Here is a 12,322-nt window from a genome sequence, read left to right as displayed (position 1 = left end):
CTGCTGCTGCCGGCGGTCGCCGCGGCGGGCGTGCCGGCCGCGCCGGCGCTGCGAGAGAATAAGATGACCGGCGGGCGTCAGTTTCGCCGCGACGCCTTCAGCCTCTGGCTGGAGGCCCCGCTCGTGATCGCCATGCGCTGCCAAGAGGTCGGCATGGCGGCCCTGACGGGTTCGACGCAGAACACCGCCGAGATGACCCGAATGGTCACCGAAAAGATGGCTGCCGCGACGGAAAGCGTCATGGCAGCCAATTTTGCTGTTGCAAAGGCCATGATGACGGCGGCTTCGCCGGGCGCCACGGCCCGCGCCGTGTCGGAAGCAGCCTTGAAACCCTACGGCAAGCGGGTGCGCAGCAATGTAAAGCGCCTCGCCGGCCGCAAGGGCTGACATTGCGGTTCGGCCGCCAAGAAAGAGTATGATCGATGCGCTACGAAGGTGAGATAGAGACCAACATGACCGAAGCCTCGGTGAAAGAACCACTGGTCCTCTTCATGCCCTCCGGCAAGCGTGGCCGCTTCCCGGTCGGCACGCCCGTTCTGGAGGCCGCGCGCAAACTCGGCGTCTATGTCGAGAGCGTGTGCGGCGGACGTGCGACCTGCGGGCGCTGTCAGATCGAGGTGCAGGAAGGCAACTTCGCCAAGCACAAGATCGTCTCCTCGCTCGACCACATCTCGGAAAAGGGCCCGAAGGAAGAGCGCTACGAAAAAATCCGCGGCCTGCCGGACGGGCGCCGCCTGTCCTGTTCCGCCCTCATCCTCGGCGACCTCGTGGTGGACGTGCCGCAGGATACCGTCATCAATGCCCAGGTCGTGCGCAAGGCCGCGACGGACCGCGTCATCGAGCGCAACGCCGCCATCCAGCTCTGCTATGTCGAGGTGGACGAACCCGACATGCACAAGCCGCTCGGCGACCTCGACCGGCTGAAGGTCATGCTCGAAAAGGACTGGGGCTGGAAGGATCTGCTGATCGCGCCGCACCTCATTCCGCAGGTGCAGTCGATCCTGCGCAAGGGCAACTGGGGCGTCACCGCCGCCATTCATCGCGACATGGACAGTTCGCGCCCCTTCATCGTCGGCCTGTGGCCCGGCCTCAAGAACGAGGCCTATGGCACGGCCTGCGATATCGGCTCGACGACGATCGCCATGCATCTGGTCTCGCTGCTTTCCGGCCGCATCGTCGCCTCCTCGGGCACTTCAAACCCGCAGATCCGCTTCGGCGAAGACCTGATGAGCCGCGTCTCCTATGTCATGATGAACCCGGACGGCCGGGAAGCCATGACCAAGGCCGTGCGCGAGGCCGTCAACGGCCTGATCGGCAAGGTGTGCGAGGAAGGCGAGGTCGACCGGCACGACATTCTCGACATGGTGTTCGTGGCGAACCCCATCATGCACCACCTGTTCCTCGGCATCGATCCGACGGAACTCGGCCAGGCGCCCTTTGCGCTCTCCGTCTCGGGCGCGCTGCAATATTGGGCGCATGAACTCGATATCGAGGTAAACCGCGGCGCGCGGCTCTATACGCTGCCCTGCATCGCCGGCCATGTCGGCGCGGATGCCGCGGCCGCGACGCTGGCGGAAGGCCCTTACCGGCAGGACAGCATGATGCTGCTCGTCGACGTCGGCACGAATGCCGAGATCGTGCTCGGCAACCGCCAGCGCGTCGTCGCCGCCTCCTCGCCCACCGGCCCGGCTTTCGAGGGCGCGGAAATCTCCTCCGGCCAGCGCGCCGCGCCGGGCGCGATCGAGCGCGTGCGCATCGACCCGGAAACGCTGGAACCGAAATTCCGCGTTATCGGCGTGGACAAATGGTCGGACGAAGAGGGTTTTGCCGAAGCGGCAAAAAGCGTCGGCGTCACGGGCATTTGCGGCTCGGCGATCATCGAGGTCGTGGCGGAAATGTACCTCTCCGGCCTCATTTCAGAAGATGGCGTGGTGGATGGCGCGATGGCGGAGCGAACCCCGCGCGTTCTCCAGAACGGCCGCACCTTCTCCTACCTGCTGCACGACGGCGAGCCGCGCATCACGGTGACGCAGAACGACATCCGCGCCATCCAGCTTGCCAAGTCCGCGCTCTATGCCGGTATCAAGCTCCTGATGGAAAAGCTGGAAATCGAGCATGTCGATACGATCCGCTTCGCCGGCGCCTTCGGCTCGTTCATCGATCCGAAATACGCCATGGTGCTCGGCCTCATCCCGGACTGCGACCTCAACCAGGTGAAAGCCGTCGGCAATGCGGCCGGCACCGGCGCGCTGATGGCGCTGCTCAACCGCGATCATCGCCGCGAGATCGAGCAGACCGTCGCCCATATCGAGAAGATCGAGACGGCGCTGGAGCCGCATTTCCAGCAGCTCTTCGTCAACGCTATGGCGCTGCCGAACAAGGTGGATCCGTTCCCGGAACTCGCCAAGGTGGTCACGCTGCCGGAACGCAAGGTGCTTTCCGACGATGGCGGTGGCGGCGAAGGCGGCGGCCGGCGCAGACGCCGCAGCCGCGAATAGTACCTGCCCGCGGCCGCCAGCCGGCCGCAGGCATCATGCCCGTAAACCACCCTTGAGAATTCCGTTTTGTTTTCGGCGGTTTATCGGCATGGTGAGAGCTGTCGCCGATACCGAGGATATTGCCATGAACCGCGCCCGTCTTCTCGCCCTCACCCTTGCGCTGGCCATCGCCTCGCCCGCCCTTGCGGACACCTATGCGGCCGTCAGCAACACGGCGATGGCGATCACCGGCGACATCGAATTCGACGATTTCGGCATCACCTTCGAGAACGGTGAACAGATCACCTTCGACGAACTGGTCGGTGATACGTTCGTGGTGGACGGCGAGCAGGTGAACGCCTCGGTCTACAGCCTTACCGAGGCGAAGGACCCGGTTCTCCTCAACGGCAACCGGCTGTGCGGCGAGCCCGTCACCTATGTCGCCTCGTGGGGAGCGAGCGACGACAGCGCTACCATCGTCGCCGTCTTCGCGACGCAGGATGTCCCGGCGAGCAACGCGGAAATGTGCGCGTCCTACACCTACGAATAGGCGGTACGGCCGGGCTTGCGCCCGGCCTTCACGTTTCAGCAGGCGACCTGCAGCATCTCCATCGGCCGGCGCTCGATGCGCGCGAAGGCGGCGCGGATATAATCGGCAACCGCCAGCGCCGGCGTTTCAGCCTCCTCGTTGACGACAAGGCCGATCAGGTAGTGGCCGAGGTCCGGCAGGCCATCCTTTTCACCGAGCGCCACCATGTCGTCACCGACCAGGAAACGGGCGAGCGGCGCGACGGCAAGATCGGCGCGGATCGCGGCGCGCTGGCCCATATGATGGGCGCAGAAATAGGCGACCCGGAAATCACGGCCCGAACGGCTCAGTTCCTCAAGCGCGCGCGCACGCCAGATGCAGCCTTCCTCCCAGACGGATACCGGCAGCGGATTCTTGAGATGCGCGTTGCCGCAATTCTTTCCTGCCCAGACGAGTTGCTCCTTCAACAGGACTTCGCCGGGTGTCGGCATCGATCCGTCAGCGGAATTGAAGATGGCAAGATCGAGCCGCCGCTCGGCGACTGCACGGCGCAGGCTGCTGCTCGTTTCGATCGAGACGTTGACGGCAATCGACGGGTAGGTATCGGCAAAGCGCCGCAACACTTCCGGCAGGATCAGTTCCCCGACGTCGTCAGGCGCGCCAAGCCGCACGACACCGTTCATTTCCGGCATCATGAAGCGGGAGACCGCCTCGTTGCTGAGCGCGATCAGGCGGCGCGCATAGGACAGCAGCACCTCGCCATGATGGGTCAGCACCACCGAGCGCGCATCACGCCGGAACAATGAGCAGCCGAGCAGTTCTTCCAGCTTCTTGATCTGCATGGACACTGCGGACGGCGTGCGGTGCACCGTCTCGGCGGCCGTCGTGAAATTTCCCGTCTCGGCGATCGCTACGAAAGTTTTCAGGATATCGAGCTCCAGCAAGGGGAGTGTCTGGCGCATCAGCAGGTTCATATCCGCCTCCTTGGATCAAAAATACTGAAGCAAAGCGTCACTTCATTTCGTTTGATTGAAAACCGAGATGGGCGGATAGTCAATCTGCAAACACATCGAATGGAAGGAAAAACGCCAATGAAAACGCAAAAAACGTTCACAAACGGCGCCGATCTCGCCGTTCTCGTTCGTGGAAGCGGATTTTACTACGCAATACGGCGCTTCGTGGGCGAGGCCATCGAAGCGCGGCGCAAGCGCGTCGCGGTTCGCCGCACCGCAGAGGAACTGGCGCAACTGCCGGACTATCTGAAGCAGGACATCAACTGGCCTGCCATCGATAAGCATAAAGAAGACTGATTAATCCAATCAAATATATTCGTTTGATTGATGCAACAGACTACGACAGTGTCACGATCAAGGTCGCGACCTCTCGAACCTCCCAAGCTCGAAAGGAACCCTGAAATGGCAATCGCATTGCAACACCACCCGGTTCGGCATGCAGCACGCAGCCGCGATGCCGGCAACCTGTCTCATCTCGTCCGTGACACCTACGGGCGGATCGCCGCTGCCTGGCAGCGCCGCCGCGCCGAACGGGAACTCGAAGGCATGCCGTATGACCTGCGCAAGGATATCGGCTTCCGTTCCTTTGACACGAACACGCAATGACGGACGACTGTAACGGCACCCTGCCGAACGAAGACGACGCCGAACACCGCCGGAGCTGACCTTGAAACGTCTCTCCGGCGGTTTTCTTTTGGGCAACTGCAACGCCGAGATCAACGCGCGGATCTTGCGGTCAGGTTCAAACCGGAAGCTGCGCAGCCCGCGCCATGGGCAACCTGTCGCAATCGGGCAAAACCCGCGATGGGGTCGCAAATGGATAAGCAGGCGGCAAGCGTCACAGTTTCGCCGGAAGATACTGGCATTTCAGCGTTATGCGGCACATGTCAGTCGCAACCATCCTCTTGTTCGTCGCAAAAATGCTATCGCGACGGCCATTGCGCCTGCCACGATTGCGACACGCTCCAGCATGGACACTCCGATGAACAAGCAAAACGTCAAGAAGCGCTCTCTCGTTTTCTTTCTCGTGCCCAATTTCTCCATGCTGCCCTTTTCGGCCGCCATCGAGACGCTGCGCATCGCCAACCGCATGATCGGCTATGAGGCCTATACTTGGCGGCTTGCCTCCGCGGATGGCAGCCAGGTGCTGTCGTCCAGCGGCATCGGCATCGAGGTGAATTCCTCGCTCGCCGACGAGCGCAAGCATCTGGGCGGCGAGAACCGTCCGTCCATGGTGCTGGTCTGCTCGGGCATCTATGTCGAGGATTTCTCCAACAAGTCCGTCAACGCCTGGCTGCGCGAAGTCTACAACCGCGGCATCGCGGTCGGCTCGCTCTGTACCGGCGCGCATGTGCTCGCCCAGGCGGGCCTGCTTTCGGGAAAACGCTGTGCGATCCACTGGGAGAACCTGCCCGGTTTTGCCGAGGCCTTCCCGCAGGCGGATGTCTATGCCGACCTCTACGAGATCGACGGCAATATCTATACCTGCGCCGGCGGCACCGCTTCGCTCGACATGATGCTGAACCTGATCGACCAGGATTTTGGCGAGAACCTCGTCAACCGCGTCTGCGAGCAGGCGCTGACCGACCGCGTGCGCGGGCCCCATGATCGCCAGCGCCTGCCGCTGCGCGCCCGTCTCGGCGTGCAGAACGCCAAGGTGCTGTCGATCATCGAGCTGATGGAAAAGAACCTGTCAGAGCCGCTGTCGCTGCTGGAAATCGCCGACGGCGCCGACCTGTCGCGCCGCCAGATCGAGCGCCTGTTCCGTCAGGAAATGGGCCGCTCGCCCGCCCGCTACTATCTCGAGATCCGGCTCGACCGCGCCCGGCACCTGCTCGTGCAGTCATCCATGCCTGTGGTCGAAGTGGCCGTTGCCTGCGGCTTCGTCTCCGCCTCGCACTTCTCCAAGTGTTACCGCGAGCTCTACAATCGCTCGCCCCAGCAGGAGCGCGCCGAGCGCAAGCTGACGCTTTCGGCCATCGCACGCTGAATATCGGGATGAAGGATAAAGAGCTCTGCCCTTGCCGGCGGGGCTTTCAGCTTGCCAGCGCGTTGACCAGCGAAAGCTCGGAGAAGACCCGGTTCCGGCCGGCATGTTTTGCCATATAAAGGAACTGGTCGGCAGCATTCAGGTAGTTGTCGAAGGTTTCCCGCTCGGAAATGGTCGCAAGACCGGCGGAGACGGTGATCGTCAGCGGCTCGCCATCGGCGTCGATCGGCTGGGCTGCCAGCTCGATGCGAAGCCGCTCGCAGCAATCCAGCGCCTCTTCGAGCGCCAGTCCCGCAAAGATGACACCGAATTCCTCGCCGCCGAGGCGCGCCAGCAGGTGCCGGTCGCCGAGCCGGTGCTTGAGCCGCCGCGCAATGGCCTTCAGCACCACATCGCCGATCTCATGGCCATAGGTGTCGTTCAGACGCTTGAAATGGTCGATATCGAGGATGGCGATCGACATGGCCTCGCCGCGCCGCAGGGCTTGATCGACCAGCCGCGGACCGGCCTCGAAAAAGTAGCGGCGGTTGTAGATATCCGTCAGGTAGTCCCGCGCGGCGATGCGATGCAGCGACTGCACGCGCTTCTGGATGGCCGCGACGTGGAAGATGCGGCTGTTGAATTCCTCGACGAGAAACGGCTTCTGGATATATTCGTCGCCGCCGGCCCGCAGGAAGCGCGCCGCGACCATCCTGTCTTCCGACGTCGAGAGGCCGACGACCCGTACCGTATCGTCGCCATGCCGCTGGCGGATTTCGCTCAGCAGCGTGAAACCATCCATGTCGGCGAGATGGAGGTCGCAGACCACCATGTCGATCCCGCTGTGGGTATCGAGCGCCTCGAGCGCCGCCGCCCCGCTCGTCACCGCCTCGATCTGGAAGCGCTGCTTGGCAAGCAGGCTGATCTGCTGGCGCAGGCTTTCAGGATCCGAATCGACGACAAGCACCTGCGTCTTGCCGCTCGTCAGGATGCGATCCACTGCAAGCACGAGCTGCTGGATCGCCGCCGGGTTGTCCTTGACGACATAGTCGAGCACGTTCTTGGCTAGGATCTGGTCGCGGGTCGCGTCACTGAACGAACCGGTGAAGACCAGCGGCGCGATGCCCTTGGAGATCACGTAGTCGAGCGCCTCGCAATTGGGCGCGTCGGGCAGGTTGAGATCGAGAACGGCAAGGGCGAATTCCGGCGCGTCGGACTGGAAGATCGCGCGAAGCGCCGCCATGCTCGGACAATGGGTAACGGAAAGACCGAGTTCCTTCTCCAAGCGGTATTTGAGCGCGGTGGAGAACATGCGCGAGTCCTCCACGAGCAAGACCTGCTGGCCGGAATGGCGCAGGAATGCAGGCCCTCGCTGCGGATTTGGATCCACTCCCACGTCGTCCAGTACCCTAGATGATGTTCCGTCTATCCGTATTACAAACCAGCGGTTTTACTAAGTGGTTAACTCACGCGGAAATATCTTACCTAACGGAAGTCAAGAATAGGAAGAGCCCGATAATCCGGGGATTCAGGCACTCAAGCGCTGCTGAGCTGTCCTGATCTGGATCAACGTGTCGAGATTCTGGTTCACGCGGCAGTAGAATTCCTCGTCGATGAAGGGACGCATGATGAAGTCGTTACCGCCGGCCTTCAGGAAGCGCGCCGACAACAGCCGGTCGGTGGAGGAAGACACACCGATGATGCGCAACTGGTGCGAACCGCGCGTGCTGCGGATACGGCGCGTCAGTTCGAAGCCGTCGATATCGGGCATGTTGTAGTCGGTGATCATCAGCGCGATATCCGGATTGGCCTTGAGCAGCGCGAGCGCGCTCGCTCCGTTCTCGGCAACGCTGACGCGAAAATTGAAACGCTTGAGGCGCGTCGTCAGGAGCGCCCGGGCCGTCGCGCTGTCATCGACGATCAACACATGGTGCTCGTGATTGGTAAGAAAACGGCAAACCGATTCGGCCAGCATGTCGACCGCGAAGATATTGTCCTTGATGATGTAGTCGACGATTTCCTTGGAGAGCAGCTGATCGCGCGTCGTCTGCTGGAACGTGCCGGTAAACACGATTGTCGGAATGGAAAGATCAACCAGATAGTTCAGCGCTTCGCCATTCTCGGCGCCCGGCAGGTTGATGTTCGATATCGCCAGGGTGATTTTTTCGCTAGACTTGTCATAAGCCAGTTCCAGCTCCTCGAAACTACGGCAAACCTCGACATCGATGTCGAAAAGCTCCTTCAGCCGCTTCGAGATCATGGACGTGAAGACGTTCGAGTCCTCGGCAACCAGAATACGGTGATGCGAGATGGACGCGCCGGAATACTGCATTCCGGAAATACCGATAAACGCCATGATATGCCTTCGTATTGTAAATTTTCCCCACATCCAGAGGTAGCGGCAACCCTTTGCAAAAGCGTTAAATTCGAAGGCATGAAAACACGGTAGGCATGATTGCCGCGCCGCGAAAAAGAGCTTGCGAGCAAAGTAAAGCGGCGCGCTTCTTCTTGCACGCCGCTTTGCAAAACCGTGATTGAAAACTTACTTGATCGAGGCTGCTCCGCCTTCGATCTCGACCTCTTCGCCGCCGCTGAGCGCGATGCGGTCGCCGTTCGGCAGGGTGACAAAACAGCCCGAAGGGCAGATCGATTCAGTCGCACCCGGCTCCAGCGCGACTTCCACACGGCTGCCGCCCTCGACGACGACGAGAACCTGCGTATCCGCATCCTTGTTCGTGATCGAGGCAGCCATGGCCGGAGCGGACACGGTTGCCGAGACCAGCAGCATCATGATCATTCGCTTCATTTTCACCCCGGCGCCCGAGCGCCGCCCTCTTCAAAGCCCTGAACGAACACTAACGTCCACCCAGCGGATTTGCATGTGTTTTATGAGGGGGCGGCTGAATGCAGCGTGAATGCGGCGTTCATGTGCCGGAAATCAGGCGCGCCATCAGGCCTGGGGCTTCTCTCCGGCCGATTTTCGAGGCCGCCGCGCCGCCGGCAGGCGCACTTTCTCGGTCGCCTGCTCAAGCAGCGTGGAGATGAGCGCGGCGCCCTCGGGCGAAATCTTGACCGGCACTTCCGTTGCCGCCGGCGCACCGATGGCGATCTCCTCCAGGCGGAAACGTTCGAGAATAGCGGCGCGCAACTCCGACTTGACGCCAGTTCCGTTCAGGATATCCGCCAGAAACGCCCGGACTTCGAAATCCAGCGTCGCCGAGGAAAATGCCTGGAACACCACCATCGGTTCGGGGTTGCGCAGAAGCCCCTGCTGCGCCCGCACAACCTCCGTGAGTATTTCCTGCACCCGGCGCGGATCGTTGCTGCCATGCACGCTGACAAGAATCTCGATACGGCCGAGCTTGTTGCGATGCGTCCAATTACCGACCTGGCCGTTGATCAGCACGGAGTTCGGCACGATCACCGTCTGGCGCTGGAAGGTCTCGATCTCCGTGGCGCGCACGGAGATGCGCCGAACGAAGCCTTCCGTCGTGCCAGCCACGACCCAGTCGCCCACCTTGAACGGGCGCTCGGCAAGCAGGATGAGGCCGGAGACGAAATTCGAGACGATGTTCTGCAGGCCGAAACCGATACCTAGCGAGAGGGCACCGGCGACGAGCGCGAGGCTGGATAGATTGATGCCCGCAGCCGATATGCCGACGAGGCCCGCCAGCGCCACACCCGCATAGCCGACGGCGGTGCGCACCGAATTGCGCACGCCGGCATCGACCTGGCTACGCGCCAGCACATTGCCGTCCACCCATTTCTGAAACCAGCGCGTAACGACGAGGCCGACGACGAAAAGCAGGATACCGGCAATGATGCCGACCAGCGAGATCGTGATGGTGCCGATGCGGATTTCGGTAAAGATGCGGTATGCCCAGGCCTCGATGTCGGCAAACTGGAAGCCCCACTGCAACAGAATCAGCGGCATGAAGCAGACAAAAATCAGAACATAGATCGCCAGTCCCGCGGCAAGGCCCACCTGGTCGAGCGCGACAGGGCCAAGGCCGAAGCGTTCCTCCAGTTTCTTGCCGACCGTCGTCTCGGCGAAAGCACCCGTCGCCGAGACGGCGCGGCCGGAGAGAAAGCCGATATACATCGTCACTGCCGCCGCGCCCGTCACGACGATCTGCGTGGCGACGAACCGCGCCATGCCGACATAGCCGAACAGCGACGCGAAGATGAGGCCGAGGCCCGTCAGCATCAGCAGAACGAAAATCGACCGCGGCCAGGGACGTCCCTGCGAGTCCGGCTTCTCGCCCTGCGTCAGCACCGGCTTGATGAAGGCGGTGACGACCAGGAGCAGGCCGATGATGATCGAGGCGACGAAGCTTTTCACCACCGTCAGCACCACCGGCGAGCCGAGCACTTCGCTGATCGAGCCGAGGAAATAGTCGGCGCCGTTGACGATCGCCATGCTGAGGATCAGCAGCCAAAGGAGCCTTGCTCCGCGGTCGGAGACACGAACGAGCCGCCAGTGCCCGTCTCCAGGCGACAGGACGGCATTGGCGAGCTGCGCAACGAAATAGACCGCTACAACCACACCAAGCGCGACCACGATGATCGGCGCGATATCGGTTCGCAGCACCTTGAACGCATCCAGGAAGAAATAGGCGGTCACCGCAAAGGCCGCCGCCGCCATGGTCGGCAACACGGTCGACCAGAAAGCGACGGAGAGGCGCGTGATGTAGTGCGGTTTCTCCTGGCGGGCGGCGCGCGTGATATAGGGCGAAAACAGCCGGTAACTGCCGGAAAGCAGCACGAGTGCAGCCACCAGCGACAGGCCGACCGCCCCCAGAAGCTGTATCTTCTTGAACTTCCAGACGAACTGCAACCACGCAGTCACAGTGCGTTGAAGCGTGTGCGTCTCATTGGTGAGCGCGCTGGAGGCTTCGGTGAAAAGCGCAGAGCTGACTTCCGTACGCTTCAGGATGGCGTCGGTGAAAAGCACCCGGCGGATTTCGGTGATGCGGTTCGATAGTTTCGTCGCCTCGATCGAAAGGTTTTCCGCCTCCCCCGTCAGTGCGTTGATTTCGTTGCGCTCGGCGGCGAGCTTCTTGCGCTCCTCGACAACGACGTCCGCCTCCGGCGGCGCACCGTCGGCCGGCGGATCGCCGAGTTCAGCCTGACGTGCCTTGATCGCGTCCAGCCGCGGCCGCGTTGCGAGCGAGGTGGCGAGGATCGAGCGGTTCAGCGTCTGCGCCTCCAGCTTCAGCTCAACGAGGCGGGCGTCATCCTCCTTGTATTTCTCGACCCGCTCGCGGATGGAGTTGAGCTGTACGCCTGCCTTGTCGAGATCGACACTGGCCTGCTGAAGTTGCGTCGCCGTATCCACCGCGGGCGCCGTCTGCGCAAGCGCCGGCGATGCCGCAAGCAGGAGGACCGTCAGAAGGATGGAAAGAAGGCGGAAAATCGGCAAAAGGCCATCCTCGTTGGACTGGAACAGACGACGCATCGCAGTCACGCGATTCTGCTCTTTCTAGCGATGATTGCGGCCATTTTAAACCGGCACGGCGGATCGGCTAGAATCCGGCGCCCGGCTCGGCAAGATAGGCCTCCTCCTCCGGCGTCGAAATCCGACCGACGAAAGGATTGCGGTGCGGAAAGCGGCCGTATTGGGCAATGACATCGCGATGCCGCACGGCATAGTCGAGATACATCTCGTCGCCATGCGCCTCGAAGAGCGAAACAGACAGGTCCTGATCGGCAAGCGCTTCGGAATGTTCGAACGGCATGTAGAAGAAATGCCGGCGGTCATAGTCCACCAGCTTGTCCGCACCTGCCTCCAGCGCCAGCCGGGCTTCACGCAACGCAATCCAGTCCGTGGCGAAGGCCATCGGGGAAGCGCGGAACATGTTGCGGGGAAACTGGTCGAGCACGATGAGCGCCGCCAGCCGCGCCTCCGGGCTTGCCCGCCATTGCGGCGTGACATCCCTCGAGAGGGCCAGATGCGTCGCGGCAAATTTCTCACGCACCTGCGCATCGAGCTGCGGCGTCGACTTCCACCAGTCCTTCGCCGTCAGCGTCTCGCACCAATAACCGACAACCTCTTCCGGCTGCCTGATTTCACCATCGCTCATGCCAAAGCCTCCATTCGTCCAAGCAGGCAATATGGCGTTGTCAGAGGATGTGGCAAGAGGCGGTGGAAACCAAATGCCGCGTGGCGCGCCATCATGCGCGCCCGCAGGCAAGTATTTGTATAATCAGCGGAAATAAGAAGATTTGGTGGGTGATCACGGGCTCGAACCGTGGACCCGCTGATTAAGAGTCAGCTGCTCTACCAACTGAGCTAATCACCCACACACAACCGCTCCAGCGGTCTGATGGGGCG

General features: G+C 61.9%; 12 protein-coding genes and 1 tRNA gene. 6 read left to right on the top strand and 7 right to left on the bottom strand.

Annotated features, from left to right (window positions below; genetic code table 11):
- The 3 genes from WA950_RS09800 to WA950_RS09790 form a co-directional block, all read left to right on the top strand.
- Positions 1 to 387 (top strand): hypothetical protein (locus WA950_RS09800; RefSeq protein WP_424551516.1); only part of this gene is annotated, 387 nt, incomplete at its 5' end.
- Positions 388 to 422: 35 nt separating this feature from the next.
- Positions 423 to 2,498 carry an ASKHA domain-containing protein gene (locus WA950_RS09795; protein WP_424551515.1) on the top strand — a complete coding sequence of 692 codons (2,076 nt, stop codon included), beginning with the start codon at positions 423 to 425 and terminating at the stop codon, positions 2,496 to 2,498.
- A gap of 124 nt (positions 2,499 to 2,622) precedes the next feature.
- Entirely contained in the window at positions 2,623 to 3,027 is a 405-nt protein-coding gene (locus tag WA950_RS09790; RefSeq protein WP_424551514.1) for a hypothetical protein, read from the top strand.
- 35 nt (positions 3,028 to 3,062) lie between these two features.
- On the opposite strand, the gene WA950_RS09785 is transcribed toward WA950_RS09790, so the two are convergent.
- Positions 3,063 to 3,980, bottom strand: coding sequence for a LysR family transcriptional regulator (locus WA950_RS09785; RefSeq protein ID WP_424551513.1), 918 nt, complete (start codon positions 3,978 to 3,980; stop codon positions 3,063 to 3,065).
- 117 nt (positions 3,981 to 4,097) lie between these two features.
- Here WA950_RS09785 and WA950_RS09780 point away from each other — a divergent pair, with 117 nt between their 5' ends.
- From WA950_RS09780 to WA950_RS09770, 3 genes are all read left to right on the top strand, one after another.
- On the top strand, positions 4,098 to 4,316 hold the full coding sequence (locus WA950_RS09780; protein WP_424551512.1) for a hypothetical protein: 219 nt from the start codon (positions 4,098 to 4,100) through the stop codon (positions 4,314 to 4,316).
- 105 nt (positions 4,317 to 4,421) lie between these two features.
- Positions 4,422 to 4,625, top strand: coding sequence for a hypothetical protein (locus WA950_RS09775; RefSeq protein WP_424551511.1), 204 nt, complete (start codon positions 4,422 to 4,424; stop codon positions 4,623 to 4,625).
- Between the two features lie 376 nt (positions 4,626 to 5,001).
- Positions 5,002 to 6,009: a GlxA family transcriptional regulator gene (locus WA950_RS09770; RefSeq protein WP_424551510.1), complete on the top strand. Its 1,008-nt coding sequence runs from the start codon at positions 5,002 to 5,004 to the stop codon at positions 6,007 to 6,009.
- 46 nt (positions 6,010 to 6,055) lie between these two features.
- On the opposite strand, the gene WA950_RS09765 is transcribed toward WA950_RS09770, so the two are convergent.
- From WA950_RS09765 to WA950_RS09740, 6 genes are all read right to left on the bottom strand, one after another.
- Positions 6,056 to 7,300, bottom strand: coding sequence for a GGDEF domain-containing response regulator (locus tag WA950_RS09765; protein ID WP_424551509.1), 1,245 nt, complete (start codon positions 7,298 to 7,300; stop codon positions 6,056 to 6,058).
- Between the two features lie 216 nt (positions 7,301 to 7,516).
- Complete coding sequence (locus WA950_RS09760; protein WP_424551508.1) at positions 7,517 to 8,344, bottom strand: response regulator; 828 nt, start codon at positions 8,342 to 8,344, stop codon at positions 7,517 to 7,519.
- A 186-nt stretch (positions 8,345 to 8,530) separates the two neighbouring features.
- A complete protein-coding gene (locus WA950_RS09755; RefSeq protein WP_424551507.1) occupies positions 8,531 to 8,794 on the bottom strand; it encodes a hypothetical protein in 264 nt (87 codons plus the stop codon).
- A 144-nt stretch (positions 8,795 to 8,938) separates the two neighbouring features.
- Positions 8,939 to 11,446, bottom strand: coding sequence for a mechanosensitive ion channel domain-containing protein (locus WA950_RS09750; RefSeq protein ID WP_424551527.1), 2,508 nt, complete (start codon positions 11,444 to 11,446; stop codon positions 8,939 to 8,941).
- A 67-nt stretch (positions 11,447 to 11,513) separates the two neighbouring features.
- On the bottom strand, positions 11,514 to 12,071 hold the full coding sequence (locus tag WA950_RS09745; RefSeq protein ID WP_424551506.1) for a DUF924 family protein: 558 nt from the start codon (positions 12,069 to 12,071) through the stop codon (positions 11,514 to 11,516).
- A 143-nt stretch (positions 12,072 to 12,214) separates the two neighbouring features.
- A tRNA-Lys gene (locus tag WA950_RS09740) sits at positions 12,215 to 12,290 on the bottom strand.
- Between the last annotated feature and the right edge of the window lie 32 nt (positions 12,291 to 12,322).

Source organism: Shinella sp., assembly GCF_049651085.1.
Lineage (GTDB): Bacteria > Pseudomonadota > Alphaproteobacteria > Rhizobiales > Rhizobiaceae > Shinella.
The sequence above is the reverse complement of the archived record's forward strand: the minus strand, read 5'-3'. Positions and strand labels throughout refer to the sequence as shown.